This is a genomic window from Deinococcus gobiensis I-0, assembly GCF_000252445.1.
Taxonomy (GTDB): domain Bacteria; phylum Deinococcota; class Deinococci; order Deinococcales; family Deinococcaceae; genus Deinococcus; species Deinococcus gobiensis.
Map to the genome: position 1 here is coordinate 1,839,701 of NC_017790.1, position 26,205 is coordinate 1,865,905.

Here is a 26,205-nt window from a genome sequence, read left to right on the forward strand (position 1 = left end):
TGTACCCTGCCCCCATGACCTTTTCCATCGTGGGCCGCGACCCCCTCACCGGCGACCTGGGTGTGGCGGTCGCCAGCAAGTTCCTGGCGGTCGGGGCACTGGTGCCCTTCGTGCGCGCGGGCGTGGGCGCGGTGGCGACCCAGAGCTACGTGAACCCCACCTACGGCCCCGAGGGCCTGCGCCTGCTCGCCTCGGGCCGCGCGCCGCAGGAGATCGCCGCGACCTTCCGCGCCCAGGACGCCGGCTTCGAGCAGCGGCAGTTCGGGCTGGTGGCGGCCGACGGCCGGGCCGTGACCCACACCGGCCAGCAGTGCCACGCCTGGGCGGGGGGCCTGACCCGGGAGGACGTGGCCATCCAGGGCAACATCCTGACCGGGCCGGAGGTCGTGGACGCCATGCTGGCCGCCTGGGAGGACGCGCAGGGTCAGCCCCTCCCCCGGCGGCTGCTCGCAGCGCTGCGTGCGGGCGACGCGGCGGGCGGCGACCGGCGCGGGCGACAGTCGGCGGCGCTGCTGTGCGCCGGACCGGGACGCGGCTACGCGGGGCTGAGCGACGACTGGGTGAACCTGCGCGCCGACGACCATACCGACCCCTGCGCCGAGCTGGAGCGGCTGCTGGACCTCCACGACCTGCTCTTCGGTCGCCCGCAGACGACCCGTCCCCTCACGCCGGACGAGCTGGACTGGCTGCGCGCCCTGCTCGTGCGCGGGGGCTACGCCGGGACGCTGGCGGGCGGCTCCTGGAACGCCGAGACCGAGGCGGCGGCCTGGGCCCTGTACGGCACCGAAAACCTGGAGGAACGCTGGGTGCCGGGCGGCGAGGTGGACCCGGCGGCGCTCGCCTACCTGCGGGAGAAGTTCGGTTCCTGATCCGCCGGAGGGGTAGACCCACCCGGAGAGGCCCTCCCCCCTCCCCCACCCCAGATGGCGTCCCACACGCTTCCTGCACTAAACTCGGCCCATGCGCCTTTCCGCCACCGACGTGTACGCCTTTCAGGCGCTGGGCTTCCTGGGGCTACAGGACGCCGGGCGCTGGGTCGCCAGCGAGGAGATCAGCGAGGCGACGGGCATCCACCGGCCCTACCTCGTGCGGATTCTCGCGGCGCTTTCGGCCAAGGGCGTCGTCAAGAGCAAGAAGGGCATCGGCGGGGGCTACGCGCTGGCGCGCAAGCCGCAGCTCATCTCACTGTGCGAGGTCGTGCGGGCCATCGACGGCCCCGTGGCGCCGCTGTCGTGCATCAGCCTGAACTGGCACGAGGCCTGCCCCGAGGAGGGCCGCTGCCACGTACGCGCCACCGTATATACCCGCATGCGCGACGCCATGCTGGCCGTGTTGCAGGAGTTCAGCGTGGACGACCTCGTGCAGGATGCCCGGCAGGGCGTGGGCTACGGCCACTGCCTGGGACACCTGCTCAAGCCGGGGGCCTAGGCGGCCCTCGCCCCCGGCGGCGTCCTCGCCCGGCCCGCCTACTCGCCCAGCGCCTGCCCGTTGAGCGTGAGTCGCCCGTCCGTGAGCTTCAGCTCGGTCGAGAGCTGACCGCCCGCCTCGCGCACGTAGCCTCCGCCCACCAGACCTTCGAGGGTCTGGGTGAGGTCGCCCGCGCCGCCCCCCAGCGCCGCCAGGTCCTCGATCGCCTGCCGGGGCGCGCGGCCTTCGAGGCGGAGGTCGAGCAGGCCCATCAGGGCGGCGGGCACGGCGGCCATCCTGCGCAGGTCCTCGGCGCCCCCCTGCGCGAGCTGCTCGGCCAGCCGCTGCGCCGAGGCCTCGCCGGTCAGGACGATCTCGCCGCCCGGCTCGGTGACGCTCAGGCGGTCCAGCGTGAGTTTCGGGCTGCCCCGCAGCAGCGCCAGCCCGGCCGCCTCCAGTTCCCTGGTCTGCGCGTCGGTCAGGTCCGGCGTCGCCCCGGCGCGCGCGCCGTTCTGGACCTCACGCGACACGGCGAGAAGCCGCTGCAGCGCCGCGCGGTCGAGGTGGCGCAGGCCGAGGTCGAGCTGCACGTTCTTCAGGTCGGTCCCGGCCACCTTCACCTCGGCCACGCCGTACTTCAGCGCCGCGTCGTAGAAGTCGCCGCTCCGGGTGGTCTGCGACGCCACCTTCAGGCCGCCGAGAGAGACCTCCTGATCCTCTCCCGAGAAACTGAGGCGGTCGGCCGTGAAGGCCATGTCGCCCGTACCGAGCTGGTCGTCCGGGCCGCTGCGCTGCGTGGTGCCCGCGAGCCTGAAGCCGCTGAAGTCCGCCTTTCCCTCCGGGCCGGCCGAGGTCAGGCCGGGCCAGCCCAGGTCGGTGCTCGTGCGCCCGCCCTCCACCCGCACGGTGCCGCCCAGCGCCTTCCAGGTCACCGTCTGGCCCTCCTGGGTCGTCTGCCCCTGCGGCACGGTCACGCGGCTCTCGGTGCTGCCGGCCAGCCCCACCAGGGTATGGATCGCCGGTTTCTCGCCGGGAAACAGCTTCTCGTACTCGGCCTGCATGCCGGCGTCGGCAAAGCGGAAGGTGGTGTCTACCGTGGCCTGCCCCACGCCACGCAGTCCTGGCAGCGGCCCGTGCCGGATGTGATTGGTGATGAGCAGGGTCAGAGGTCGGCCTGAATCCGAAGGCGTCTCCTTGAGGGTCAGGGTCAGGGTCTGGGTGCTGTCGGTCAGGCCCTTGCGGTAGCCGGTCTCGCTCAGGGTGGCGACCCCCGACGAATTGACCTGCGCGGCCAGTCCCCGGCCGAAGTCCTGGGTGATGGCCTGCGCGCGCCCCGAAAAGACGGCGGTGGCCCCGGCATAGGCCCCGACCAGCAGGGCGGCCCCGAGCGCCAGGGCGGGCCAGGGCGAACGGCGGCGGGCGGCGCGGCGGGTGCGGAGAGGATTGGGCTGCGTCATCTGGATAGGACCTCCTGAGTCGGGAATGAAGCAGAGGTGAGAACTGTCTCCTGCAGGGTACGGCCCCGGCGCCGGGAGCGTTCCCTCGTTTGCGGCACGCCCCCCGCGCCCCGCTTATCCAGACAATCTCCCCTGTCTCCAGGGACGATGGAGGCCTGCGCCCTTGTGCCGGGCAACCCGATAGTTTACCTTTCTGGTCAATGATTGCGCCCGCCCCTGCCCCGTGTCCGTGCTGCCGACGCCGTCATCTGCCCTGACACCGCTGCACCCCGAACTTTCGCGCCGGAGGCGACCCCCATGTCCGACATCGAAACCCTGAAAAAAGAACTGCCCCCCTTCGAAATCTTCGACCTGATCCCGCAGTACGCGGCGGCGGGCGCCATCGACCCCGAGAAGCTCGACCTGCTGAAGTGGGCGGGCGTGTACCCCCAGCGCCCCCAGGAGGACGGCTTCCTGATGATGCGCGTCAAGGTGCCCACCGCCGAGCTGAGCGCCGACACCCTGCGCGTGGTGGCGGGCATCGCCGAGGACTTCGGGCGCGGGCTGCTCGACGTGACCGACCGGCAGGCCTTCCAGTTCCACTGGCTGCGCATCGAGAACATCCCCGCGATCCTCGACCGCCTGGAGGCGGTGGGGCTGCACACGCGCGGGGCCTGCGGCGACACCGTGCGCGCCGTGATCGCCTCGCCGCTGGCCGGCCTGGACGCCCGCGAGCGCATCGACGTGCGTCCTATCGCCGCCGCGATGGAAGGCACCCTGAGCGGCAACCGCGACTTCGAGGACCTGCCGCGCAAGTTCAAGATCAGCATCACCGCGACGCCCGAGCTGGAGGGCATCCACCTCATCAACGACATCGGCTTTCTGGCCCATGAGCTGGACGGCGAGGTCGGCTTCGACGTGTGGGTGGGCGGCGGTCTGGGCGCGGTCGCACACCTCGCCAAGCGCCTGGGCGTGTTCATCACCCCCGACGAAGTGGTCGAAGTAGGCCGCGCCATCGCCGGGGCCTACCGCGACCACGGCTACCGCCAGAACCGCAAGAAGAGCCGCCTGAAGTTCCTGATCAAGGACATCGGCGTCGAGAAGTTCCGCGAGATCGTGGAGACCGAGTACCTGGGCCGCAAGCTGCGCGACGGCCCCAGCGCCCCGGTGGCCCGCTTCGGCGGCAGCGACGTGCTGGGCGTGAACCCCCAGAAGGACGGCCTGAACTACGTCGTCCTGACGACGACCGTCGGGCGCATCAACCCCGACAAGGCGCGCGCCCTGGCCGATCTGTCGGAGAAGTACGGCAACGGCATGCTGCGCACGACCGCCTTCCAGAACATGATGATTCCCAACGTGCCCACCGGGAACGTGGACGCGCTGGTGGCCGAACTCCAGACGCTGGACCTGGCCCCCAAGGCCACGCTGCGCGGCACGACCATCGCCTGCACCGGCACGCAGTTCTGCCGCCTGGCCCTGACCGAGACCAAGGCGCGCGTGGCCGGCATGATCGACGTGCTCGAACCTTTGCACAGCGACCTGGACGTGCCCTTCGTCATCAACCTGACGGGCTGCTCGAACGCCTGCACGCGCTATCAGGTGGCCGACCTGGGCTTCATGGGCGCCAACCGCACCAACAAGGAAACGGGCACCGAGGACGAGGTCTACAACGTCCACCTCGCGGGCAGCATCGGGCAGGCGCAGCGCACCGGCACCAAGCTGCGCGGCGTGGTGCCGGCCGAGCGGCTGACCGAGTACACCGACAAGGTGCTGGGCGACTTCAAGGCCAACAAGGAAGCCGGCGAGAGCTTCGTGGAATACGCCGACCGCATGGGCCAGGAACGTTTCCTCCCCGACACCGTGCTGGCCGCCGGCAAAGAACTGGTGAACGCGTGAGCCCCACACGTCCGGAGGGCCGCGTCGTCTGGCTCACCGGCCTGTCGGGCGCGGGCAAGAGCACGCTGGCCAATGCCCTGTACACCGAGCTGCTCGCGCGGGGCGAGGCCGTGGAACTGCTGGACGGTGACGCCGTACGCGAGAACCTCAGCAAGGGCCTGGGCTTTTCCAAGGCCGACCGCGACACCAACGTGCGGCGCATCGGCTTCGTGGCCGGGCTGCTCGCCAAGCATGGCGTGACCGTGCTGGTGAGCGCCATCAGCCCCTACGCCGACACCCGGCGCGAGGTGCTGGCGGGCCTGCCCGACGCCCTGGAGGTCTTCGTGGACGCCCCGCTGGAGGTCGTGACCGAGCGCGACGTGAAGGGCCTGTACCTGAAGGCCATCGCGGGCGAGATCCCGCACTTCACGGGCGTCAGCGACCCCTACGAGGCCCCCACCGCGCCGGACCTGCACCTGCGCACCGACCAGATCAGTGTGGAAGAAGGCCTGCGGCAGCTGCTCGCGCGCCTGGACCGCGAGCCGGTGGGCGCATGACCGCCACGCACCACCAGCCCGAACAGGTCCTGACCCCCGAGCAGGCGCTGAGCCGGCAGGCCCAGGGCGAGCCGACCGACGCCCTGACCACCGAACCGCGCGCCCCGCGCGAGCCGGGCGGCGTGGCCGAGGCCGACGTCCCTGCCTTCACCCCCGAGACCGACCCGCTGGAGGTCATCCGCTGGGCGCTCGCGGCGCACCCCGACGTGCTCATGCCGAGCGCCTTCAACCTCAACGGCGTGGTGCTGCTCGACCTCGCGGTGCGGGCGGGCTACCGGGGCGAGGTCGTGTTCGTGGACACCGGCTACCACTTCGCCGAGACGCTACAGACCCGTGACCGCCTCGCGGCGCGTTACCCCGAGCTGACCTTCGTGACCCTGAACGCGGGGGCCAGCCCCGACGACGGCCAGACCGACCCGGTGCTGTACGCAGGCGATCCCGACGCCTGCTGCGCCGTGCGCAAGGTGGCCCCCCTCCAGCGCTACCTGAAAGACCGCGCCCCCTCGGCGCTGCTCAATGCGCGCAGCCGCGATCAGGCGACCACCCGTGCCGACATTCCCTTCGTCGAGGCCGGGGCGCGCGTGAAGGTCAACCCGCTGGCGCACTGGACGCGCGAACGCCTGGAGACGTATGCGGCCGAGCACGACCTGCCGGTGAACCCGCTGTATTTCGACGGGTTCCTGAGCATCGGCTGCTGGCCCTGCACGCGCGCCGTGCGCCCCGGCGAGGACGCCCGCGCGGGCCGCTGGGCGGGCAAGGGCAAGACCGAATGTGGTCTGTGGGCCGGCGAAGGCAAGCTCTGAGCATCTTTTCCTCCGGCCTCCTTTTTTTTGCTTCAATAGTTGACCTTTTTCATCGAGATTGACTTCCATCACACTTCCGCGGCGTACCCCGCTCAGAGGACCCACCATGACCATCCTGACCACCCCCGCCACCTCCTCCCCCTCCCCCATCGTTCTGCCCGCACCCCTGGGCGGCACCCTCGTGCAGCGTGTCCGGCATACGGACGCCGCCGAGTTCGCGCAGCGCCCCCACCTGGAGATCGGGGACCGCGCGCACGCCGATCTGGAGATGCTGGCGACGGGCGCGTACTCGCCCCTGAGCGGCTTTATCGGTGAGGCCGACTACCTGTCGGTCATCAAGCACCTGCGGCTCGCGGACGGCACGCCCTGGAGTCTGCCGATCACACTGCCGGTGGGCGCCGAGCAGGCCGAGGGGCTGAGCGGTACGGTCGTGCTGACGCGCGGCGGCGTGGCGGTCGGGCTGGTCGAGGTGCAGGAGAAGTACCGCGCCCGCAAGGCCTACGAGGCCCGCGAGGTCTACCGCACCGAGGACGCGGCGCACCCTGGCGTGGCGGCGCTGTATGCCCAGGGCGACGTGAACCTCGCGGGGCCGGTCACGCTGTTCGAGGTGCCGCGCGGGGCTTTCCCCCGCCACCACCGCACGCCCGCCGAGGTCCGCGCCGTGATCGAGGCGCGCGGCTGGCGCTCGACGGTGGCCTTCCAGACCCGCAACCCCATCCACCGCGCGCACGAATACCTGCACAAGGTCGCGCTGGAACTCGTGGACGGCCTCCTGCTGCACCCGCTGGTCGGGACCACCAAGGGCGACGACGTGCCCGCCGAGACGCGCGTGGAAGCCTACGAGGTGCTGCTCGACGGCTACTACCCCCAGGCCCGCACCCTGCTGAGCGTGTACCCGGCCGCCATGCGCTACGCCGGGCCGCGCGAGGCCATCGTGCACGCGCTCTCGCGCCGCAACTACGGGGCCACCCACTTCATCGTGGGCCGCGACCACGCCGGCGTGGGCAGCTACTACGGCACCTATGACGCCCAGGACATCTTCGGGACCTTCTCGCAGGAGGAACTGGGCATCCAGATCCTGAAGTTCGAGCACACCTTCTACTGCAAGACCTGCGGCCAGCTCGTGAGCCCGCGCACCTGCCCCCACGACGCCTCGCACCACCTCGTGCTGAGCGGCACCAAGGTCCGCGAGAAGCTGCGCGCGGGCGAGAACCTGCCGCCCGAATTCACCCGCCCGCCCGTGGCCGAGGTGCTCCGCAAGGCCTACGCCTCGCAGGACTGAACCCGCGACGCCGTCCAGGTCCGGGCCCGGGCGGCAGACCCTACGCATCTCAGGCGGCCTTGAACTTCACATCACGACTCTCACTCTGCGGACGAGGAAGATGGCCTATCCTCGCCGCTTTGTGACCTTAGTTTCTTTTGATCTGGAGGACTCCATGAACCGAACCCTTCCCCTGCTGCTCGCCCTGACCGTCTCCGCCGCTTCGGCTCAGGCCGCCACCACCGTCCGCCTCGGCTTCTTTCCCAACCTGACGCACGCCCCCGCCCTGGTGGGCATCGAGCGCGGCACCTTCCAGAAGGCGCTGGGGAGCGTCAAGCTTGACCCGCGCGAGTTCGTCTCGGGCACCACGCTGACCGAGGCCTTCGCGGCCGGGCAGATCGACATCGCCTACGTGGGGCCGGGGCCGGCCATCAGCGCGGCGGCGCGCGGGATGCCCGTGCAGTTCCTGGCCGGCGCGGCCGAGGCGGGCGCGGTGCTCGTCGCCCGGCAGGACAGCACCGTCAAGAGCTACAAGGACCTCGCGGGCAAGAACGTGGCCGTGCCCAGCCTGGGCAACACCCAGGACATCAGCCTGCGCCACATCCTGAACGAGTCGGGGCTGAAGTCCAAGACGGACGGCGGCAACGTGACCATCACGCCCATTCCGCCGGCCGACATCGTCGCGGCCTTCGCGGGCAAGCGGGTGGACGCCGCCCTCGTCCCCGAACCCTGGGGCGCAGCCCTCGAAGCCCAGGGCCACCGCGTGATCGGCACCGAAAAGACCGTGTGGCGCGACGGCCGCTACCCGACCGCCATCGTGATCGTGAACGCCAAGTTCGCGCAGGCCAACCCGGCCCTGGTCGCGGCCTTCCTGAAGGCCCACACCGACGCCGTGACCTACCTGACCAAGTCCCCGGCCGCCGCGCAGACCGTCGTGAACACCAAACTCCAGAAACTGACCGGCGCGAAACTCGACCTGCGCGTGCTGCAACGCGCCTTCGCGCGCACGCGCTTCACGACCACCCTCGATCCCGAGGCCATGAAGGAATACTCGGCGCTGAACGTGGAAGCGGGGTACGCCCGCAGCGCGCCCGACCTCGCACCGTTCTTCCGGAAGTAACGTGACGGTCCGCGTACAACCCGATCTCTCGCGGCCCCGGCGCCGTGGCCCCGGCCGCGCGCAGGTGGTCGTGTGGCAGCTCGTGGGCCTCGCGGTCATCGTGGGCCTGTGGTGGCTCGTGACCGACGGCCTCAAGCTCTACCCCGGCTACGTGTTTCCCAGCCCGCGGGCCGTGTGGACCGAGATCAGCTACGGGCTGTGGGGCACCGGGCCGCAGGACGGCAAACTCCTGTCGGCCATCGGCGGCAGCCTGCGCCGGGTGCTGACCGGCTACGTGGCCGGGCTGGTCCTGGGCGGCGTCATCGGCCTGCTGATGGGCGCGTGGTTGCCGCTGCGGGCCACCCTGGGGGCCTACCTGACGGGCGTACAGAGCATCCCGAGCATCGCCTTCGTCCCTTTCGCCATCCTGTTCCTGGGCCTGAACGAGAAGGCCGTGCTGTTCGTAGTCATTCTGGAGGCCTTCATTCCGGTCGCGCTGGCCGTCTCGGGCGCGCTGCTGAACGTGCCTCCCGCCTTGCAGGTCGCGGGGCGGACCCTGGGCGCACGGGGGGTCGGCCTGACGCTGCGCGTGCTGCTGCCCGCCTCGGTGCCCAACATCCTGACCGGCCTGCGCACGAGCTGGAGCTACGCGTGGCGCGCGCTGGTGGGGGCCGAGCTGCTCATCGCCGGCGTGCAGAGCCTGGGGTCGCAGCTGGAGGTCGGGCGCAACACCGCCAACGTGGCGCTGGTCCTGGCGACCATCATCATCATCGGCCTGATCGGCGGCCTGTTCGACGCCGTGCTGCGCGCCGTCGAAGGCCGGGTACGTCGCGACTACGGCCTCGAGGTGACACAATGACGGCCGTGGCCCCCGAACCGACCCCCACCCCTGCTCCGGCCTCGGCTCCCAGTACGCCGCGCACGGGTCAGGGCACCAGCCTCACGCTGGACGGCGTGGCCTACCGCTACGGTCAGCGCCGGGGCGGGCAGCAGGCGGCCGGCGTCGGACCGCTGAACCTGAAGGTGCAGCCGGGCGAGTTCCTGTGCGTGGTCGGGCCGTCGGGCAGCGGCAAGAGCACCCTGCTCTCGCTGCTGGCCGGATTCCTGAGCCCGCAGCAGGGCCAGATTCTGCTGGGCGACCGCGCCATCCGTGGCCCCGACCCCCGGCTGACCCTGGTGCAGCAGGAGGCCGCGCTGTTTCCCTGGCTGACCGTGACCGGCAACGTGGCCTTCGGGCTCGACAGCCAGCGCCTGCGTGGCCCCGAACGCAAGACCCGGATCGAGAACGCGCTGCGGCTGGTGGGCCTGGGCGACTACGCCACCCGGCGTGTCCACGAACTTTCGGGCGGCCAGCGCCAGCGCGTGAGCATCGCCCGCGCGCTGGCGGTGCAGCCGGGCCTGCTGCTGCTCGACGAGCCCTTCAGCGCGCTCGACGTACAGACGCGCACGGCCCTGGCCGACGAACTGCTGGGCATCTGGTGGGCCCAGAAGGTGACCGTGGTCTTCGTGACCCACCAGCTCGAAGAGGCCCTGCATCTCGGGCAGCGGGTGGTGGCCCTCAAGGACGGGCAGGTGGCCCTCGACGCCCCGGCCCGCGACCTGACGGTGGGTGCGTTGCGCGCAACCCTGGACTGAGGGTCAGGTCGTGGGGCGGGCGGCGTGGAGTCAGCGACTCCGGCCGCCCGCCCCGCTTATCCGTCCAGCGTTCAGCCAGATCAGGAAAAGCCTTCGGGCTTTCTGAAGCGCCTCTGCACCGGCTCTTGAGACTGCGCGGACAGGCCGTCGTCGCCCCCTAGACTCCTCTCACTTCACCGGAGAGAGGTTCCACCTATGAAAAAAATGCTGCCCGTTCTGTCCACCCTGCTCGTCTCGACCGCCTTCGCCGGAGGCGCGCAACCCCCGATGGCCCCGATGCCCATGCCGATGCCCATGCCCATGCCCGCAGCGGCCCCGATGGCTCCGGGCATGGCCGACCGAGGCACCGTCAACGTGAACGGCGCGACCGTCTTCTACAAGGCCCAGGGTCAGGGCCAGCCCCTGCTGCTTATTCACGGCTACCCGCTGAGCGGCGAGCTGTTCAAGAACAACCGCGTCATTCCCGGCTACCGCGTGATCACGGTGGACCTGCCCGGCTTCGGCATGAGCACCGCGCCCAGCCGTGACGCCAGCATCGAGAACTACGCCCGCACGATGGTCGGTTTCATGGACGCCATGAAGATCGACAAGGCGGTCGTCGGCGGCATGAGCATGGGCGGCATGACGCTGCTCCAGATGTACAAACTGGCCCCCGAGCGCTTCAAGGGCCTGATCTTCATCGACACGACCGCCGACCCGGCCGGTGTGGCCGAGGCCGCCACCTGGCGCGGCCAGGCCCAGCAGGCCGAGCAGATGGGCGTGGCCAGCCTCGTCCCCGGCCTGCTGCCCCGCATGCTGACCGGCGAGAGCCGCATGAAGATGCCCAACCAGGTCGAGCACCTCTCGAACATCGTCAAGGGGGCCAGCCTGAACGGGGCCATCGGCGGCGGCAACGCCCTGGCCGCCCGCCCCGACGCCAATCCCATCCTGCCGACCATCAAGGTGCCCACCCTGCTGGTGTTCGGAGCCGAAGACAACGTCACGCCCACCGAACTCGCCATGAAGATGCAGAAGGGTATTGCGGGCAGCAAGCTGGCCCTGATCCCGGGTGCGGGCCACGCCGCCGTATTCGAGAAGGCCGCCGCCGCGAACGCTGCGATGGTCGAGTGGCTGCGCACGGTGCGCTGAGCCGCTGTAGAGCAAGAGAAAGGCGGCGGGGACGCGATGTCCCCGCCGCCTTTCTCTTGCTCCAGTTCGTACGGATGCCGTTCGATGCGTCCACCGAGGCTCGCCCCCTGTGGCCCGGGGCTCGGGGGCGGCCCCTCACCCCCCATCTCCTCCTCTGACCGGACCGGATCAGTGGGCGGCGACGACCTCGCGTCCGCGCTGCTCCTCGGCGAGGCGGGGCCAGTTCACGCGGCGGCGGCGCCACTCGAACACGAGCACCTTGACGATCTCCTCCAGGCTGCGGGCCAGGAACACGCCCCAGACGCCCATCGGGGTGTACAGCCCCAGCCAGATGGCGAGCGGCAGCCCCACCACGAAGGCCCCGACCACGTCGCCCGTGATGACGCCCTTGCCGTCGCCCGCGCTGGGCAGCACGCCGCCCCCCACGATCATGTTGCGCACCTTGAAGACCTGCGTGGCGGCATTGATAAGGATGCCGACCACAGCGATCTCCTGCACGCTGTCCCCCACGCGCGGAAACAGCACCGGCAGCAGCAGCGAACTCAGGGCGAAGAGCAGCCCGAAGCCCAGCCCGGTCGCCAGCCCCGCCCGTGAGATACGCCGCAGCCACAGTTGCGCGCCCGGAGCGTCGCCCGCGCCGAGCGAGCGCCCGATCAGGACGGTCGCCGCGCTCATCAGGCCGAAGGACCCGACCACGAAGATGCCCTCCAGCGTCTGCACGATCTGGCTGGCGGCCAGGGCCACGGTGCCCACCCGCGCGAACACGGCGGCGTACATGAAGCCCCCCAGGCTCCACACGAACTCGGTGAAGGCCAGCGGCGCCGACAGGGCCAGCAGCGGCCGGGCGATACGGCCCCAGTCGGGCCGTGCGGGGAGGCTCAGGGCGGCCAGCCGGCGCGGCCCGTAGATCTGGTAGGCCAGGATGGCGGCCTTGAGGGTGTTGGCGACCACCAGCGCCCAGGCGGCCCCGACCACACCCAGTTCGGGAAAGGGGCCGGTGCCGAAGACCAGCCCGACCGCCACCACGCACTCGACCGCCACCGAGATGCTCGTGGCGATCAGGGGGGTGCGCGCGTGCCCCAGCGAGCGCAGCGCCCCGCTGAAGATCCAGCCCAGCATGCCCGGTACGAGCGCCAGCATGGCGACCCGCATGTAGGGCGTGGCGGCCTGGGTCACGTCCTCGGCCCCGCCCGCGAGGTGCAGCAGCGTGCCCGCCCCGGCGATGACCGGCACCGAGACGAGGACCGCCAATACCACCGAGGACAGCAACGTGACGGTCAGGGTGTGGTTGACCCCGGCCTGGTCGCCCGCACCCGTGCGCCGCGCGACCAGGATGCTGGTGCCCGAGCCGAGCGCGCCCAGCGTCACGAAGAACAGGAAGGTCAGGCTGCCCGACAGGCCCACCGAGGCCACCGCGACCGCCCCCAGGGTCCCCACGATGATCTGGTTGATGAAGGTGAGCAGCAGCTGGATGACCATCTCCAGGCTGACCGGGACGGCGATGGACGCGATTTCACGTCTGGGCGAGGGGTGAATCGATTCAGAAGGTGGGCTGGTGGCGGGAGGCGCAGACATTGGCCCAGGCTACACCCGCCGCGCCGCTCAGGCGTCAGCCGTTTGGCGGGGTGGGAGCTGCACACGCGGCGGCCCCCACCCCCGACCCTCACTCGGTCTGCTTGTCTTCCTTGATCTCGGCGGCCAGCTCGGCCGAGCGCTCCGCACGGGGGTTGATCTTCTCCAGCACCCGCGCGAAGGCGGCGACCACCTGATCGATCTGCTCCTTGCTGATGGTCACGGGCGGCAGGAAGCGCACGACCAGCGGCGTGGCCTGGAGGGTCAGCACGCCTTCCTCGTGCTCCAGGGCGGCGATGTAGGGCGCGCTCTTTTCCTTGAGCTCCACGCCGATCATCAGGCCCAGGCCGCGCACCTCGCGGATCTTGGGCGAGCCGATGGCGCGCAGCTTTTCCATGAAGTACGCGCCCTTCTCGCGGGCCTGCTCGGCCATGTTCTCGCGCTTCATGGCCCGCAGGGCCGCGACCCCGGCCGCCATCGTCATGGGATTGCCGCCGAAGGTCGTGCCGTGGCCGCCCGCCGGCATCCGGTCGGCGACCTCGGTGGTCATCGCCAGCGCGCCGACGGGCAGCCCGCCCGCCATCGCCTTGGCGAGCGTCATGGCGTCGGGCACCACGCCCGAGTGCTCGCAGGCGAACATCTTGCCGGTGCGGCAGAATCCGGTCTGGATCTCGTCGAGGATCAGCAGGGCGCCCTTTTCCTTCGTGATGCGGCGGGCCTCCTGCATGAACTCGATGCTGGCCGGGCGCACCCCGCCTTCGCCCTGCACGGGCTCGAGGATCACGGCGGCCGTCTCGTCGGTGACGGCGGCACGCAACTGCTCGATGTCGCCGTAGGTGATGAAGTCCACGTTGCGGTTGTCCACGGCGTCACCGAAGGGCTCGCGGTACTTGGGCTCCCAGGTGAAGGCGAGCGCGCCCAGCGAGCGGCCCGAGAAGCCGCGCTTCATGCTCACGAAGCGCTTGCGGCCGGTGCCCGTGATGGCGAACTTCTTGGCCGCCTCCATCGCCTCGGTGCCCGAGTTGCACAGGAACACGCGGTCCAGGCCCTGGGGCAGCACGCCCACGAGTTCGGTCAGGAATTCGGCGCGCTTGTCGTTGGGCAGCGTCTGCGGCATCACGATGAGGCGGTCGGCCTGGTCCTTGATGGCCTTGACCACGTCGGGGTGGCCGTGCCCGATGTTCGCCACGCCGTAGCCCGCCACGCAGTCGATGTACTCGCGGCCGGTCTCGTCCCAGACGGTCGCGCCCTTGGCCCGCACCATCACGACCTGGTGCTTGTTGTACACGCCGCTGTCGTACTTCTGTTCGGCCTCGAGCCACTTGCTCTGCTGCGGTTGGGTCGTCATGGACTTCAGTGTAGGGGCAAACGGCGGCCCTGGGCAGGCCGGTGTCCAGCCCGCCGGACCCGGCCTCAGAAGTGTTCCGCGCCGCGCCACCGCACGGCCCGCACGTAGACCGACGCCGCCGCGAGGCAGCCCGGACGCTGCGCGCGGGCCAGCGACCCGCAGATGGTCTGGAGGTTGCGCAGTAGCGCCGCGTCGCTGCGCAGACGGTTTTCCGGCGTGTGGGCCTCGCGCCCCAGGTTGCGGTACGCGAAATCGTGGACGTTGCACGCCGGCCGGAACAGCTCGCGGTAGCCCAGGCCCAGCCCGTCGGGCGCGCTGCACCCGTTGCGCGACCAGTCCAGCCCGGCGAAGGGCGCACGGTCCTGCGCGGCGTACTCGGCCTCGTAGGCGGCGACCTCGCCCCAGGCCACCCGGCCGATGTAGGTCAGGCGCGCCGACTCGGCCGGGGCCGCGGGGACGTCGAGGCGGGGCGCGCAGGCCCCCAGCCCGGCCGCTCCCAGGGCGGCGGCGCACGCGAGCAGGCGAAGGGCAGGCACCGCCCCACTGTAAGCCACCCCTGGCCGGGCGCTCGTCTCCGTCTGCTACCCTGGAGACACCCTAACGAGCGTTTGTTTTGTCTCTTTGCCAACGGAGGCCCCCCATGAAGACGAAGAACGAATGGCTGAGCAGCGTCTACCAGCCGGCGACCCAGAAATTCCCCGAGCGCAAGTACAACTTCAAGAACCTCTCGGACCTGGACCCGGAGCCGATCTATACGGCCGACGACCTGGAGGGCTGGGACGCCGGGCGCGAGCTGGGCTACCCCGGCGAGTTTCCGTACACGCGCGGCGTGCAGCCCTCGGTCTACCGGGGCAAGCTGTGGACCATGCGGATGTTCGCGGGCTTCGGCAGCGCCGAGCAGACGAACGCCCGCTTCCACGCGCTGCTGGGCGCGGGCCAGACCGGCCTCTCGACCGCCTTCGACCTGCCGACCCTGATGGGCTACGACTCGGACCACCCCTTCTCGCGCGGCGAGGTCGGCAAGTGCGGCGTGGCGGTGAGCAGCCTCGCGGACATGGAGATCCTGTTCCGGGGCATCGACCCCACGCAGGTCACGACCTCCATGACCATCAACAGCCCGGCGAACGCCATCTGGGCCATGTACATCGCCAACGCGCAGAAGCAGGGCAAGGACCTGGGGCAGGTCGGCGGCACCATCCAGAACGACATCCTGAAGGAATTCATCGCGCAAAAGGAGTTCATCTACCCGCCCGCGCCGAGCGTGAAACTGGTCATCGACACCTTCGAGTGGGGGCCGAAGGTGCTGCCCAAATGGAACTTCATCTCGGTGAGCGGCTACCACATCCGCGAGGCGGGGGCGACCGGCGTGCAGGAACTGGCCTTCACACTGGCCGACGGGTTCCACTACGTGGAAAAGGCGCTGGAGCGGGGGCTGGACATCGACGAATTCGCGCCGCGCATCTCCTTTTTCTGGGACATCCACAACGACTTTTTCGAGGAGATCGCCAAGATGCGCGCCGCCCGCCGCATCTGGGCGCGGCAGATGCGGGACCGATACGGCGCGAAGAACCCGCGCAGCCTGATGCTGCGCACACACTCGCAGACGGCCGGGGTATCGCTGCCCGCGCAGCAGCCGCTGAACAACATTGCGCGCGTCGCCATTCAAGCGCTCGCCGCCGTGCTCGGCGGCACCCAGAGCCTCCACACCGATTCCTTCGACGAGGCGCTGGCCCTGCCCACCGAAGAAGCCGCGACCATCGCCCTGCGCACCCAGCAGATCATCGCCTACGAGACGGGCGTGGCGGGCGTGGTGGACCCCCTGGCGGGCAGCTACTACGTCGAGAAGCTGACGAACGACATCGAGGCCGCCGCCCTGGGCTACATCGAGCAGATCCGCGCGCTGGGCGGGGTTGAGGCCGGCATCGACAGCGGCTTTTTCCAGCTGGAGATGGCTGAGGCCGCCTACCGCTACCAGCGCGAGGTCGAGCGCGGCGAGCGGATCATTGTCGGGGTGAACGATTTCGTGCAGGACCCGGTCAGCGTGCCCATCCAGAACATCGATCCGCAGGTCGAGGCGTTGCAGGCCGCGCGGCTGGCGCAGGTGCGCCGTGAGCGCGACCCCGGGCGCGCCGAAGCCGCCCTGAGCGCCCTGCGCGACACGGCCGTCACGGGCGCGAACTCCATGCCCGCCTTTCTGGAGTGTGCCCATGCCTACTGCACCCTGGGCGAACAGATGGACGTGCTCAAAACGGTCTACGGCGAGTACACCGAGCCGGTGCTGGTGTAGCGGGCTTTTTGTACGCGCCCCGCAGCAGAGCGCCCCTCCCACGTGGGAGGGGCGCTCTGCTGTGCCTTCCGGTGCTGCCCGCGTTACTGCTGCGCGGTGGGCCGCTGGCCCTGATCGCCCTCGGCGGGGCTGAACGTGAGGCACTGGGCCTGATGGGCGCTCATGCTCACTTCGATCTGGCCCGCCGTGCATTTCATGTCGCTGTTGAAGCGGCAGGTCGTGGCGTCGCAGCGGGAAACGGTCGTCGTGTCGTTCATGGCTGTCACTGTAAGTTGTCCGGATTCATTTGAAAGTAGGCTACCGCGTCATGTAATCCGCCCAATCAAATAAATCAGAGTGGCTTAGTCGGATATCTGCCGGGCCCCTTTATGGCGGAGGGGGCCAGCCACACCGGGCCAGCCCCCTTCCTTAACGCAACGGTCCGCCGATCAGAACACGTAGCTCTTGGGCACGACCACCACGCCGCTTTCGGTCACGGTAAAACCGCGGTCGCGGTCGTGGTCGGCATTGAGGCCGATGGTCGTGCCGGGCGGAATGGTGACCTGCTTGTCCACGATGACGCGGTGCAGGTGCGAATGGCGGCCGACCTCCACGTCGTCGAACAGCACGCAGTTCTCGACGAGCGAGTACGAGTGCGTACGGACGTTGCGCCCCAGCACCGAGTCGCGCACCGTGCCCCCGCTGATGATGGTGCCCCCGGCCATGATCGAGTTGAAGGCCTGACCCTTACGGCCCTCGCTCTCGTGCACGAACTTGGCGGGCGGCGAGAACTCGGAACTCGTGCGCAGCGGCCACTGCGGGTTGTAGATGTCGAACTCGGGATTCACGCTCACGAGGTCCATGTTGGCCTCGAAATAGGCGTCGAGGGTCCCCACGTCGCGCCAGTACAGGTTCGGGCCGGTCTGCCCCGGGATGGGGTTGCGGTGGAAGTCGTAGGCCTGCACGTGGTACCCGTCGGCCAGGGCGCGCGGAATCACGTTGTGCCCGAAGTCGAAGCCCTCCTCCTGACCGCTGATGCTCGCCTCGAGCAGCTCTTCGAGGGCGCGGCGCGAGAAGATGTAGTTGCCCATGCTCGTCAGGCTGGTGTCGGGGTCGCCGGGGACGCCGGGCGGGTCCTTGACCTTCTCCAGGAACTCGGTGACGCGGCCCCGGGTGTCCACCTGCATGACCCCGAAGCGGTGCGCCTCGCTGCGCGGCATGGGGTAGGCGGCGATGCTGATGTCGGCGCGCGACTCGATGTGCTTTTCGAGCATGTGCTCGACGTTCATCTTGTAGATGTGGTCGCCCGAGAACACGGCGACATAGTCGGCGTCGTAGTTCTCGATGAGGTGCATGTTCTGGTACACGGCGTCGGCGGTGCCGCGGTACCACACCGCGCCGAGTTCCTCGTAGCGGTACATCTGCGCGGGCACCAGCGTGATGAAATAGTCGCTGAGGAAGGTGCCGAAGCGCCAGCCGCGCTGGATGTGCTCGGTGAGGCTCTGGGCCTTGTACTGCGTCAGGACGTAGACCGAGAACACGCCGCTGTTGATGAAGTTGTTGATGGCGAAGTCGATGATGCGGTACTTGCTGCCGAAGGGAACGGCGGGCTTGCTGCGCTTCTGGGTCAGCGGGGCGAGGCGAGACCCCTGGCCTCCCGCGAGAATCATGCCGAGGACACGTGGTTTCATCTGATGGACCTCCGGAACTGAGAAAGGGAATGCGCCACGAAGACCAGGACCAGAGGGGGGCGAACCTCCGGACCGGGCGACGGGGCGTGGAAACGGGCTTGTTCCCTTTCACTCTACTCTGAGACCCCGCCAAAACATTTAAGCCCTGTTTAAATTTGTCGGGCTTGACGCTGTCGGCAACAAGCGCTTACGGTCCTGCCCCGCCCGGTCGCCGGTCGCACAGACCTCATCCGCCGAGACGCCGGCCCGGCCACCTTTCCGAAAGGAGGGCGCGCAGCTGCGCCTGCGCCGCCCCCGGGGTCCGCACCTCGGCCCCGAGCTGACGGCGCGTCCAGGTCAGCTGCCGCCGGGTGTACTGCCGCGTGGCGAGCGCGATCCGGGTAGCGGCATCCTCCGGGTCCAGGTCGCCGCGCGCCACCGCCAGGGCCTCCCGGTAGCCCAGGGCCTGCCAGGCGGTCGGGCGCGGCTCGCGCAGCGGGTCCACCTGCCCGGCGAGCCACTGCGCCTCCTCCGGCCAGCCGCCCGCGAGCATGGCGCGCGTGCGCTCCGCGACGCGGGCAGTCAGCTCGGCGTCCTCGGGGGAAAAGGCCACCACGCGGTACGCGAAGGCGGGCGGCGCATGCCCGAACTCGCCGGGGTACTTGCCGGTGCGGCGGCGGATTTCCAGGGCGCGCACCACCCGGCGCGGGTTGCGCTCCATGCGCGCGGCCTCGGCCGGGTTCTCGGCGGCGATGTCCGCGAGCAGGGCGTCCAGGCCCCGCGCCTCCAGCTCGGCCTCGACCAGGGTGCGGGCCGCCACGTCGGCGGGCGGGGTCAGCGGCAGGCCCCGCGTGAGGGCCGTGAGGTAGAAGCCGGTGCCCCCGACCACCAGGGGCCGCGCCCCGCGCGCCAGGATGTCCGCGATGGCTCTCTCGGCCGCGCGGGTGTAGTCGGCCACGCTGTAGTCATCAGTCACGTCGGCCACGTCCAGCAGGTGGTGGGGCACGGCGGCGCGCTCGGCAGCGGACGGTTTGGCCGTGCCGATGTCCAGGCCCCGGTAGACCGTGAAGGCGTCGGCGGCGACGATCTCGACCGGCAGCCCGGCGGCGGCGCTCTGCCGGGCCAGGTCCAGGGCCAGCGCCGTCTTGCCCGAGGCGGTGGGGGCAGTCAGGATGGGGATGGGGGCAGGAAGGAGCGGAGGCACGCCAGCGCATTGTGCCCGCTGACGGCGGCGCAGTGCTACGGTGGAGGCATGAACGAGCCGGTGCTTTCCAGGCTGCAACACCTCATGTCCCTGCGCGAGGAGGTCGAGTCACTGAGCCGGGGTGGGCGCTGGGTTCCGGCCGCCGACTGGTGCGACGCGGGCACCCACCTCGAACTGTGGGTGGACGTGCCCGGCGTGGCCGCCGAGAGCCTGACCCTGAGCGAGGAGGGCCAGCACGTGACCGTTTCCGGCGAGCGCGAGCCCCTGACCCGCCTGATCTCCGGCGACCGGCCGGGCGGCCATTTCGACCTGACCCTGACCTTCCCCGAGGAGGTGCTGCCCCAAAGCGGGCAGGCCAGCCTCGCCCAGGGCGTGCTGACCGTACGCTTCGAGAAACGCTACCCGACCATCGACGTCCGCAGCGAGCAGCAGGACTGACGCCCGGGGCCTACTGCGCCTGCACCCGCCAGACGCGGCCCTCGCCGTCGTCGGTGACAAGCAGCGCGCCGTCGGGGGCGACCACGAGGTCCACGGGGCGGCCCTGGGCGGTCTGGCCCTTCAGGAAGCCGGTCATGAAGTCGCTGACCTTACCGCTCTTCGGGTCCACCTGCACCACCTTGAAACCGCTCTTGGTGCTGCGGTTCCAGCTGCCGTGCAGGGCGACGAACATCTGGCCCTTGTAGGCCGCCGGGAAGGACCCGCCGTCGTAGAAGGCCAGCCCCAGCGGGGCCGAGTGCGCCGTGGTGAGGGCGAAGGCGGGCGTGGCGTCCTGACACGTGGCGGCGCTCTTGCGGCCGAAGTCCTTGTCCCAGACCTGCGGCTGTCCGGCCTGGGTGGTGTAGCAGTAGGGCCAGCCGTAGAACCCCCCGGCCTTGAGCTTGTAGAAGCCCTCGGGCGGGATGTTGTCCCCGAGCTGGTCGCGGCCGTTGTTGGTGGCGTACAGTGTGCCCCCGTTCCACTCGATGCCCACGGGATTGCGCAGGCCCGTGGCGTAGGGCTTGCCGTTCTTGCCGTCAGCGTCGTAGACCCACACCGAGGCGCGTTTGGTGTCGCTCTCCTCGCACACGTTGCAGGTGCTGCCGGTCGCCACGTACATCTTGCCGTCGGGGCCGAATTCGACTGTGCGCGTCCAGTGGCCGCCGCCGCCCGGCAGGCTCACGAGTTTCTGGGCGCTGCCGGTGGCCTTGGTGTCGCCGGTCTTGTAGGCGAAGCGCACCACGCCGTCGGTGTTGGCGACGTACAGATAACCATTGTGGAAGGCCAGCCCGTGCGGCTGATTCAGGCCCGAGGCGAAGGTCGCCTTGCTGTCGGCTTTGCCATCCTTGTTGCGGTCGGGCAGCACGAGCACGGTCCCCGAGCGCGGCTCGCTCAGGAAGATGTCGCCGTTGGGGGCCACCGCCATGAAACGCGGTTGCGAGAGCCCCTCGGCGTACAGGGACACCTTGAAGCCGTCGGGCACCTTGAGGTCGGGGGTCTGCGCGCTCGCCACACCCAGGCCCGAGGTCGCCAGGGCAGCCGCCATCCACAGCAGTTTTCGCATGATGGCATCTGAGCACGCGGCGGTGAGAGGGAGGCGGGAGGCGGGTGAAGGCCCGGCAGACCTAGCGGCCCAGCAGCAGCGACACCCCGACCCCGACCACCACGACGAGCAGCACCCCCTGCAAGAAGGTGAGGCCCACCCACGCGAAGCCACGTGCCCGCTGGGGATATGTCTCCCGGAACCACAGGGTCGCCAGGGCCCAGCCCAGTAGCAGCGGCGGAAACAGCACGGTCGCCAGCAACAGCGCGAGTTTCTGCCCGGAGGTGAAGGGCGCGTCTTCGGAGGAGAACATGTCTGCACTACGGCGCGGGACGGGCCAGAGTTGCCCGCGCCGCCCTCAGATCGCCCGGTTCAGTGCCGCTCGGTCGGCAGGTAGTCGAAGCGCGCCCCCAGCGCCTCCAGGTGCCCGAAGAACTGCGGATAGCTCTTGCGGATGTGGTGCGCGCCGGTAATCCGGACGGGCGCGTCGGCCTTCAGGCCCAGCAGGGTCAGCAGCATGATCATGCGGTGGTCGCCGTGGCCGTCGGCGGTGACGTCGCCGGCCAGCCGGGGCGCGCCCGTGATGCTCAGGCTGTCGGCCGTCTCGGAGACTTCCAGACCCAGGCGCTGCAACTCGCGGCGCGTGTCGCTGATGCGGTCGCATTCCTTGAGGCGCAGGGTCGCCACGTTCTCCCAGGTGGTCGTGCCCCCGGCGAGCGCGGCGGCGGCGCTCAGGGCCTGCACCGCGTCGGTGAAGCCGTCGCCGTCGCGCGTGACCGCGCGCAGGGGCCGCCCGCCGCGCACCGTGACCGCGTCGCCCGCGCGGGTGAGGTCGGCGCCCATCTCGCGCAGCACGTCCAGCGCCTCGCGCTCGCCCTGGAGGTCGTGTTCGCGCAGGTTCGAGAGCCGGACCTCGCCGGGCAGCAGCGCCGCCGCCGCGAGAATCGCCGCCGAGCCCGGGTAGTCGCCGGGCACGAGCACCCGCCCCGGCCGGTAGCGCTGCCCACCGGGAACCGAGATGCGGCTGAGGTCGTCGCTAGCACTGGCCCGCACCCCGAAGGCCTCCAGCGTATCGAGGGTCTGGCGCAGCGGCGCGTGGCTCTTGATGTCGCCAGTCAGGTGCAGGTCGAGGCCGCCGGGCAGCAGCGGGGCCAGGAACATCAGGGCGGAGGCGTACTGGCTGCTGCGCTCGGCACTGACCTGGGCGGCGCCGCCGCGCACCGGCCCGCTGATCGAGAGGGGCAGGCGACCGTCCTCGCTCTCGACCCGCGCCCCCAGGCGCGAGAGGGCTTCGAGCAGGTCGCCCTGAGGGCGGCGGCCCAGCGAGTCGGGGTAGTCGGTGACGAAGGTGGTGCCGGTGGTCAGGGCCGCCACGCCCATCAGGAAGCGCGCGACCGCGCCCGCGTTGCCGGGGTTCAGGGTGACGCCGGGCCGGGGCGAGGCGCCGAAGCCGCGCACGACCACGTCGTCGCCGATATGGGTGATCCCCGCGCCCCAGTCCGCGAGGCAGCGCAGCATGGCGTGGGCGTCCTCACTGGTGGCGACCCCGACCACGCGGGTTTCGCCGGGCGCGAGGGCCGCCGCGAGCAGGTAGCGGGTCGTGTAGTTCTTGCTGGGCTGGGCGCGCAGCTCGCCGCGCAGCTCGCGCGCCGGGTGCACCACCACGTCGAAGGTTTCCGGCAGGCCGTCCGTGCTCATGGGCCGGAGGCTAGCGCGCGCGGCGAGGGGACCCGGGCAGGCTGCTTAGCGGGGCCGGGCGGCACAGGCGGTCCGGCCGGCCCGGCGGCGTGAGGGAGTCATGGGGACCGCTTGCCGTGGCGGCCAGCCCCCCAGCTGCCGGGCGTGTCCTACCGCGCCGTGTCCTTCTCCGCGGTCATCGCCACGTTGTAGGCCGCCGAGCCGCCGCGCGCGATACTCAGGGTCTGCCACTCCTGACCGCGCAGCGTCCTGACGAGCAGGATGAGCTGGTAGACGTGCCCGCTGTAGTGCGCCACCTGCCGCTGCACGGCCGCCAGGACGCTGTGCGCCTCACCCCGGATGGTCAGCTCGCGGGTCAGGTCGGCGGGGGTCAGGACGTCCAGGGCGTCCAGAAAGACAGCCCAGCCGTCCTCCCAGCGCGCGCGCAGTTCGGCAGGCGCCTCCTGGCCTTCCACGAACTCGGCGTCGCGGTCGCGGCCCGGCGTCTCGCCCTCGGCCCCCGGCGCGTAGCCGCCACGCAGCGCCCCCCAGCGCGAGTGCATGTTGCCTGCCAGGTGCGTGACGAGCACCGCCGCCGAGTTGCCCTCCGGCACGAGCGGGATGTGCCACTCCTCGGCGCGCAGTTGCGAGAGGGCTCCCTCGCCCAGAACCTTGACGCTGCGCATCCGCGCGCGCACGTCGCTCAGGTACAGCTCCGCCACTTCACTCATTTCGTCTCCTCCAGCACGGTGTTCAGCAGGTCGGGCCGGTTGGTGATGATGCCGTCCACGCCCAGCCCCACGAGCCGGCGCATCTCGGCCGGATCGTCGATGGTCCAGACCTGCACCGCCACGCCGCGCGCGTGCATGGCGCGCACGAAAGCGGGCGTGACCACCGTGACCCCGCCGCCGCGCACCGGCACCTGCGCGACCTGCCCCGGCGCGCGGGCGAGGCGCGACAAGCCCACCTTGCTCAGCAGCACCAGGGGCCGCAGCTCGCGCTCGGTCATGCTGGTCAGCACCTCGGGGCACGCGGCGCGGAAGTCGTTCAGGGCCGCGTCGCTGAAACTCGCCACGATGACCCGGCCCGTGGCTCCGGCGGCGCGCAGCTTGCGGCACAGCGGCGCGGCGAGGCTGGGCGACACCTGCTTGATCTCGATGGTCAGGGGCAGGGCCGGCACGTCCCCCAGCAGCTCGTCCACCGTCGCCACCTGCACCCCCCGGCCCCGGAAGGGAAAGCCGCTGGCCCCGGCGGGCGTCAGGCGGTAGCCCGCGTCGGCCGCCCGCACCTGCGCCAGCGTCAGGTCGGCGATGCGGCCCGCGCGGTCGGTCAGGCGGTCCAGCGTCTCGTCGTGCGAGAGGACGAGCGCGCCGTCGCGGGTGGCGTGCATGTCGGTTTCGATCATGCCCACGCCCAGCGCGGCGGCGTTGCGGTAGGCCAGCAGGGTGTTGCTGGGCCACAGCGCCTCGCCGCCCTGGTGCGCGATGTTCAGGGGGCGCGCGCGGAGGTACGGATTGGCCGCCGCTTCCGGTTTCGGTGCCGCGCAGCCGGCCAGAAGCGTGGCCAGGCCCAACAGGGCCGCCCGCAGGAATGGACGCATGGCCCTACTGTGGCGCGCACAGGTCAGCGGCGCAACTGAGACGGAACAGACGGCGGTGTTCGCCACGGGTCCGTACCCCAGATCAGGCAGCTCAGTGGGGCGTAACGTCTCAGGATGAGGCATGTTCGGCGCCCGCCTTACCACGAACCTGGGCCGTTTTGGAAGCCGCGAGGAGGCCGCTTGCCGGGGAATGACCCCGCGCCGCCACGCCTATAGCCCGGCAACCCACGCCCTGGCCCTGGACGCCGCGGCCCGCGCCGAACGGCTGGACGGTCTGGCCTTCGGAGTGCGCGGGACAGGAAGGGAGCCGTAAGCCCACGGCTCCCCAGCTTCCCCCTGCTCAGTCCTTGACGAGTTCGATGCCGGCCAGTTCGTCCACCGGCAGGCCCCAGACGTTCATGGCGGCGATGAAGGGATCGGGGTCGAGCTGCTCGACGTTCCAGACGCCGGGCTGGAGCCACTGGCCCTGGAGCATGAGCATCGCGCCGATCATGGCGGGCACGCCGGTGGTGTACGAGACGCCCTGCGCCTGCACCTCGCGGTAGCACTCGGCGTGGTCCTTGACGTTGTAGACGAAATGGACCTTCTCCTCGCCGTCATGGCCGATGCCCTTGGCCTGCACGCCGATACAGGTCTGGCCGGTGTAGTTCTCGGCGAGCGACTCGGGCGCGGGCAGCACGGCCTTCAGGAACTCGATGGGCGCGACCTGCATCCCGCGGAACTCGATGGGCTCGATGCTCGTCATGCCGATGCCTTCCAGCACGCTCAGGTGCTTGATGTACGCCTCACCGAAGGTCATCCAGAAGCGCGCGCGTTTGATGGTCGGGAAGTGCTTGACGAGCGATTCGAGTTCCTCGTGGTACAGCACGTAGCTCTTGCGCGTGGCGACCTTGGGATAGTAGATGTCCTGCGAGAGTTCGAGGGGCTCGGTCTCGACCCACTCGCCGTTTTCCCAGTAGCGCCCGTTCGCGGTGATCTCGCGGATGTTGATCTCGGGGTTGAAGTTGGTGGCGAAGGCCTTGCCGTGGTTGCCGTTGTTGCAGTCCACGATGTCGAGGTAGTGGATTTCCTTGAAGTGGTGCTTGGCGTGGTGCGCGGTGAAGGCCTGAGTGGCGCCGGGGTCGAAGCCGCAGCCCAGCAGTGCCGTCAGGCCCTTCTCGCGGAAACGGTCCTGGTAGGCCCACTGCCACGAGTACTCGAACTTCGCCACGTCCTTGGGCTCGTAGTTGGCCGTGTCGAGGTAATGCACGCCGGTTTCCAGGCAGGCGTCCATGATCGTGAGGTCCTGGTAGGGCAGCGCCACGTTGATGACGAGTTCGGGCCCGAAACCCCGGATCAGCTCGACGAGCTGGGGCACGTCGTCGGCGTCCACCGTGGCGGTCGTGAAGACGGCCTTGCTGCCGGGCATGTGCTCGTGGATCTCGGCCACGATCTTGTCGGCCTTGGCGACCGTGCGGGTGGCGATCAGGACCTCGGTGAAGACCGTGTCGTTCTGGGCGCACTTCTTGGCGACGACGTTCGCCACGCCGCCCGCCCCGATGATGATGACCTTGCTCATGGGGCGCAGTGTACCCGACCCGCCGCCGGGGACCGTCAGCCGGGACTTGACAGAAGACTCAGGTGTCACTAAATTCATGACAGGTCAGGAGGCCTCCCCGTGAACCATCAGTACGCCGTCGCCGTGCATATCCTGTCGCTGCTCGACCACCAGCCCGCGTCCAGTTCGGAGGAACTGGCCGGCAGCGTGGGCGTGCATCCGGTCGTGATCCGGACCGTGACGGGCCTGCTGCGCCGCGCCGGCCTGCTGGAGACGCGCCGGGGCGTGCCGGGGGCGAGGCTCGCCCGCCCCCCGCGCGAGATCACGCTGCTCGACGTCTACCGCGCCGTGAACGCCCCCGAGCAGATGCTCAAGCACCACCCCAGGCCGAATGTCGCCTGTCCGGTGGGCGCGAACATCCAGGCGGTCCTCGACGCGACCTCGCGCCGCGCCCAGGACGCCCTGGAGGCCGAACTCGCGGCGCACAGCCTCGGGGACGTGCTGGGCGACCTCCAGACCCGCATAGAACAGATGTCCGCCCCCACCGCCGACTGATTTTTTTCGCCCAGGTGTAGATGTTTTGTCTACACCCCACGCCCGCCGCCCCGCGC

The 26,205-nt window shown here is 70.3% G+C and carries 27 protein-coding genes; 14 read left to right on the top strand and 13 right to left on the bottom strand.

Features of this window, described 5'->3' with window-relative positions:
- Positions 1-14: 14 nt before the first annotated feature.
- Positions 15-869 (top strand): DUF1028 domain-containing protein, encoded by an 855-nt coding sequence (locus DGO_RS08665; protein ID WP_014685119.1) that lies wholly within the window; start codon positions 15-17, stop codon positions 867-869.
- 91 nt (positions 870-960) lie between these two features.
- A complete protein-coding gene (locus DGO_RS08670; protein WP_014685120.1) occupies positions 961-1,428 on the top strand; it encodes an Rrf2 family transcriptional regulator in 468 nt (155 codons plus the stop codon).
- Positions 1,429-1,466: 38 nt separating this feature from the next.
- Here the strand turns inward: DGO_RS08670 and DGO_RS08675 are convergent, their stop codons facing one another.
- The gene (locus DGO_RS08675; protein ID WP_014685121.1) at positions 1,467-2,864 is read right to left on the bottom strand and encodes a YdgA family protein; all 1,398 of its coding nucleotides are present in this window, start codon (positions 2,862-2,864) and stop codon (positions 1,467-1,469) included.
- 297 nt (positions 2,865-3,161) lie between these two features.
- Here DGO_RS08675 and DGO_RS08680 point away from each other — a divergent pair, with 297 nt between their 5' ends.
- The 8 genes from DGO_RS08680 (at position 3,162) to DGO_RS08715 (ending at position 11,201) form a co-directional block, all read left to right on the top strand.
- Complete coding sequence (locus DGO_RS08680) at positions 3,162-4,739, top strand: nitrite/sulfite reductase (RefSeq protein ID WP_014685122.1); 1,578 nt, start codon at positions 3,162-3,164, stop codon at positions 4,737-4,739.
- Positions 4,736-5,275: an adenylyl-sulfate kinase gene (gene cysC / locus DGO_RS08685; protein WP_043801744.1), complete on the top strand. Its 540-nt coding sequence runs from the start codon at positions 4,736-4,738 to the stop codon at positions 5,273-5,275. The genes DGO_RS08680 and cysC overlap by 4 nt, the downstream gene beginning before the upstream one ends.
- Positions 5,272-6,078 (top strand): phosphoadenylyl-sulfate reductase, encoded by an 807-nt coding sequence (locus DGO_RS08690; RefSeq protein WP_014685124.1) that lies wholly within the window; start codon positions 5,272-5,274, stop codon positions 6,076-6,078. Before cysC ends, DGO_RS08690 begins: the two co-directional genes overlap by 4 nt.
- 106 nt (positions 6,079-6,184) lie before the next feature.
- Entirely contained in the window at positions 6,185-7,360 is a 1,176-nt protein-coding gene (sat, locus tag DGO_RS08695) for a sulfate adenylyltransferase (protein ID WP_043801747.1), read from the top strand.
- Positions 7,361-7,514: 154 nt separating this feature from the next.
- Positions 7,515-8,459 carry an ABC transporter substrate-binding protein gene (locus DGO_RS08700; protein ID WP_043801748.1) on the top strand — a complete coding sequence of 315 codons (945 nt, stop codon included), beginning with the start codon at positions 7,515-7,517 and terminating at the stop codon, positions 8,457-8,459.
- Position 8,460: 1 nt separating this feature from the next.
- Positions 8,461-9,297: an ABC transporter permease gene (locus DGO_RS08705; protein WP_014685127.1), complete on the top strand. Its 837-nt coding sequence runs from the start codon at positions 8,461-8,463 to the stop codon at positions 9,295-9,297.
- Positions 9,294-10,073, top strand: a complete 780-nt coding sequence (locus DGO_RS08710) for an ABC transporter ATP-binding protein (RefSeq protein ID WP_050920743.1) — start codon at positions 9,294-9,296, stop codon at positions 10,071-10,073. The genes DGO_RS08705 and DGO_RS08710 overlap by 4 nt, the downstream gene beginning before the upstream one ends.
- Before the next feature lie 195 nt (positions 10,074-10,268).
- The gene (locus DGO_RS08715; RefSeq protein WP_050920744.1) at positions 10,269-11,201 is read left to right on the top strand and encodes an alpha/beta fold hydrolase; all 933 of its coding nucleotides are present in this window, start codon (positions 10,269-10,271) and stop codon (positions 11,199-11,201) included.
- Positions 11,202-11,369: 168 nt separating this feature from the next.
- Here DGO_RS08715 and DGO_RS08720 read toward each other — a convergent pair whose 3' ends face one another.
- The 3 genes from DGO_RS08720 to DGO_RS08730 all read right to left on the bottom strand — a co-directional run bounded on the left by DGO_RS08720 (position 11,370) and on the right by DGO_RS08730 (position 14,657).
- Entirely contained in the window at positions 11,370-12,776 is a 1,407-nt protein-coding gene (locus tag DGO_RS08720; RefSeq protein WP_014685130.1) for an MATE family efflux transporter, read from the bottom strand.
- 88 nt (positions 12,777-12,864) lie between these two features.
- Positions 12,865-14,121, bottom strand: coding sequence for an aspartate aminotransferase family protein (locus tag DGO_RS08725; protein ID WP_043801752.1), 1,257 nt, complete (start codon positions 14,119-14,121; stop codon positions 12,865-12,867).
- A gap of 65 nt (positions 14,122-14,186) precedes the next feature.
- Positions 14,187-14,657: a phospholipase A2 gene (locus DGO_RS08730; protein WP_050920745.1), complete on the bottom strand. Its 471-nt coding sequence runs from the start codon at positions 14,655-14,657 to the stop codon at positions 14,187-14,189.
- 104 nt (positions 14,658-14,761) lie between these two features.
- On the opposite strand from DGO_RS08730, the gene DGO_RS08735 reads away from it, so the two are divergent.
- A complete protein-coding gene (locus DGO_RS08735; protein ID WP_014685132.1) occupies positions 14,762-16,408 on the top strand; it encodes a methylmalonyl-CoA mutase family protein in 1,647 nt (548 codons plus the stop codon).
- Between the two features lie 83 nt (positions 16,409-16,491).
- Here DGO_RS08735 and DGO_RS21630 read toward each other — a convergent pair whose 3' ends face one another.
- The 3 genes from DGO_RS21630 to miaA all read right to left on the bottom strand — a co-directional run bounded on the left by DGO_RS21630 (position 16,492) and on the right by miaA (position 19,261).
- A complete protein-coding gene (locus DGO_RS21630; RefSeq protein WP_014685133.1) occupies positions 16,492-16,665 on the bottom strand; it encodes a DUF1540 domain-containing protein in 174 nt (57 codons plus the stop codon).
- A 171-nt stretch (positions 16,666-16,836) separates the two neighbouring features.
- Positions 16,837-18,078 (bottom strand): glucose-1-phosphate adenylyltransferase, encoded by a 1,242-nt coding sequence (glgC, locus tag DGO_RS08740; protein ID WP_014685134.1) that lies wholly within the window; start codon positions 18,076-18,078, stop codon positions 16,837-16,839.
- Positions 18,079-18,304: 226 nt separating this feature from the next.
- Complete coding sequence (miaA, locus tag DGO_RS08745) at positions 18,305-19,261, bottom strand: tRNA (adenosine(37)-N6)-dimethylallyltransferase MiaA (protein ID WP_043801756.1); 957 nt, start codon at positions 19,259-19,261, stop codon at positions 18,305-18,307.
- 48 nt (positions 19,262-19,309) lie between these two features.
- On the opposite strand from miaA, the gene DGO_RS08750 reads away from it, so the two are divergent.
- On the top strand, positions 19,310-19,699 hold the full coding sequence (locus DGO_RS08750) for an Hsp20/alpha crystallin family protein (protein WP_014685136.1): 390 nt from the start codon (positions 19,310-19,312) through the stop codon (positions 19,697-19,699).
- A gap of 10 nt (positions 19,700-19,709) precedes the next feature.
- On the opposite strand, the gene DGO_RS08755 is transcribed toward DGO_RS08750, so the two are convergent.
- The 5 genes from DGO_RS08755 to DGO_RS08775 all read right to left on the bottom strand — a co-directional run bounded on the left by DGO_RS08755 (position 19,710) and on the right by DGO_RS08775 (position 24,057).
- The gene (locus DGO_RS08755) at positions 19,710-20,801 is read right to left on the bottom strand and encodes a PQQ-dependent sugar dehydrogenase (RefSeq protein ID WP_050920746.1); all 1,092 of its coding nucleotides are present in this window, start codon (positions 20,799-20,801) and stop codon (positions 19,710-19,712) included.
- Between the two features lie 61 nt (positions 20,802-20,862).
- The gene (locus DGO_RS08760) at positions 20,863-21,093 is read right to left on the bottom strand and encodes a hypothetical protein (RefSeq protein WP_014685138.1); all 231 of its coding nucleotides are present in this window, start codon (positions 21,091-21,093) and stop codon (positions 20,863-20,865) included.
- 59 nt (positions 21,094-21,152) lie between these two features.
- Positions 21,153-22,478: a 3-phosphoshikimate 1-carboxyvinyltransferase gene (gene aroA / locus DGO_RS08765; RefSeq protein WP_043801759.1), complete on the bottom strand. Its 1,326-nt coding sequence runs from the start codon at positions 22,476-22,478 to the stop codon at positions 21,153-21,155.
- 149 nt (positions 22,479-22,627) lie between these two features.
- On the bottom strand, positions 22,628-23,188 hold the full coding sequence (locus DGO_RS08770) for a DUF1572 family protein (protein ID WP_014685140.1): 561 nt from the start codon (positions 23,186-23,188) through the stop codon (positions 22,628-22,630).
- Positions 23,185-24,057 (bottom strand): glycerophosphodiester phosphodiesterase family protein, encoded by an 873-nt coding sequence (locus DGO_RS08775; RefSeq protein ID WP_043801763.1) that lies wholly within the window; start codon positions 24,055-24,057, stop codon positions 23,185-23,187. Before DGO_RS08775 ends, DGO_RS08770 begins: the two co-directional genes overlap by 4 nt.
- Positions 24,058-24,247: 190 nt before the next feature.
- Here DGO_RS08775 and DGO_RS24625 point away from each other — a divergent pair, with 190 nt between their 5' ends.
- Positions 24,248-24,370, top strand: a complete 123-nt coding sequence (locus tag DGO_RS24625) for a hypothetical protein (RefSeq protein WP_264371029.1) — start codon at positions 24,248-24,250, stop codon at positions 24,368-24,370.
- Positions 24,371-24,397: 27 nt separating this feature from the next.
- Here the strand turns inward: DGO_RS24625 and DGO_RS08780 are convergent, their stop codons facing one another.
- The gene (locus DGO_RS08780; protein ID WP_014685142.1) at positions 24,398-25,615 is read right to left on the bottom strand and encodes a saccharopine dehydrogenase family protein; all 1,218 of its coding nucleotides are present in this window, start codon (positions 25,613-25,615) and stop codon (positions 24,398-24,400) included.
- Between the two features lie 99 nt (positions 25,616-25,714).
- Between DGO_RS08780 and DGO_RS08785 the strand changes: the two genes are divergently transcribed.
- Positions 25,715-26,149: an Rrf2 family transcriptional regulator gene (locus DGO_RS08785; protein ID WP_014685143.1), complete on the top strand. Its 435-nt coding sequence runs from the start codon at positions 25,715-25,717 to the stop codon at positions 26,147-26,149.
- Positions 26,150-26,205 lie beyond the last annotated feature (56 nt).

Excerpts from the sequence above, each read along its gene's own strand:
- DGO_RS08665 (WP_014685119.1), top strand. The coding sequence starts at position 15 with ATGACCTTTTCCATCGTGGGCCGCGACCCCCTCACCGGCGACCTGGGT.
- DGO_RS08670 (WP_014685120.1), top strand. The coding sequence starts at position 961 with ATGCGCCTTTCCGCCACCGACGTGTACGCCTTTCAGGCGCTGGGCTTC.
- DGO_RS08675 (WP_014685121.1), bottom strand. The coding sequence starts at position 2,864 with ATGACGCAGCCCAATCCTCTCCGCACCCGCCGCGCCGCCCGCCGCCGT.
- DGO_RS08680 (WP_014685122.1), top strand. The coding sequence starts at position 3,162 with ATGTCCGACATCGAAACCCTGAAAAAAGAACTGCCCCCCTTCGAAATC.
- DGO_RS08690 (WP_014685124.1), top strand. The coding sequence starts at position 5,272 with ATGACCGCCACGCACCACCAGCCCGAACAGGTCCTGACCCCCGAGCAG.
- sat (WP_043801747.1), top strand. The coding sequence starts at position 6,185 with ATGACCATCCTGACCACCCCCGCCACCTCCTCCCCCTCCCCCATCGTT.
- DGO_RS08700 (WP_043801748.1), top strand. The coding sequence starts at position 7,515 with ATGAACCGAACCCTTCCCCTGCTGCTCGCCCTGACCGTCTCCGCCGCT.
- DGO_RS08710 (WP_050920743.1), top strand. The coding sequence starts at position 9,294 with ATGACGGCCGTGGCCCCCGAACCGACCCCCACCCCTGCTCCGGCCTCG.
- DGO_RS08715 (WP_050920744.1), top strand. The coding sequence starts at position 10,269 with ATGAAAAAAATGCTGCCCGTTCTGTCCACCCTGCTCGTCTCGACCGCC.
- DGO_RS08720 (WP_014685130.1), bottom strand. The coding sequence starts at position 12,776 with ATGTCTGCGCCTCCCGCCACCAGCCCACCTTCTGAATCGATTCACCCC.
- DGO_RS08725 (WP_043801752.1), bottom strand. The coding sequence starts at position 14,121 with ATGACGACCCAACCGCAGCAGAGCAAGTGGCTCGAGGCCGAACAGAAG.
- DGO_RS08735 (WP_014685132.1), top strand. The coding sequence starts at position 14,762 with ATGAAGACGAAGAACGAATGGCTGAGCAGCGTCTACCAGCCGGCGACC.
- DGO_RS21630 (WP_014685133.1), bottom strand. The coding sequence starts at position 16,665 with ATGAACGACACGACGACCGTTTCCCGCTGCGACGCCACGACCTGCCGC.
- glgC (WP_014685134.1), bottom strand. The coding sequence starts at position 18,078 with ATGAAACCACGTGTCCTCGGCATGATTCTCGCGGGAGGCCAGGGGTCT.
- DGO_RS08750 (WP_014685136.1), top strand. The coding sequence starts at position 19,310 with ATGAACGAGCCGGTGCTTTCCAGGCTGCAACACCTCATGTCCCTGCGC.
- DGO_RS08755 (WP_050920746.1), bottom strand. The coding sequence starts at position 20,801 with ATGCGAAAACTGCTGTGGATGGCGGCTGCCCTGGCGACCTCGGGCCTG.
- DGO_RS08760 (WP_014685138.1), bottom strand. The coding sequence starts at position 21,093 with ATGTTCTCCTCCGAAGACGCGCCCTTCACCTCCGGGCAGAAACTCGCG.
- aroA (WP_043801759.1), bottom strand. The coding sequence starts at position 22,478 with ATGAGCACGGACGGCCTGCCGGAAACCTTCGACGTGGTGGTGCACCCG.
- DGO_RS08770 (WP_014685140.1), bottom strand. The coding sequence starts at position 23,188 with ATGAGTGAAGTGGCGGAGCTGTACCTGAGCGACGTGCGCGCGCGGATG.
- DGO_RS08775 (WP_043801763.1), bottom strand. The coding sequence starts at position 24,057 with ATGCGTCCATTCCTGCGGGCGGCCCTGTTGGGCCTGGCCACGCTTCTG.
- DGO_RS24625 (WP_264371029.1), top strand. The coding sequence starts at position 24,248 with ATGACCCCGCGCCGCCACGCCTATAGCCCGGCAACCCACGCCCTGGCC.
- DGO_RS08780 (WP_014685142.1), bottom strand. The coding sequence starts at position 25,615 with ATGAGCAAGGTCATCATCATCGGGGCGGGCGGCGTGGCGAACGTCGTC.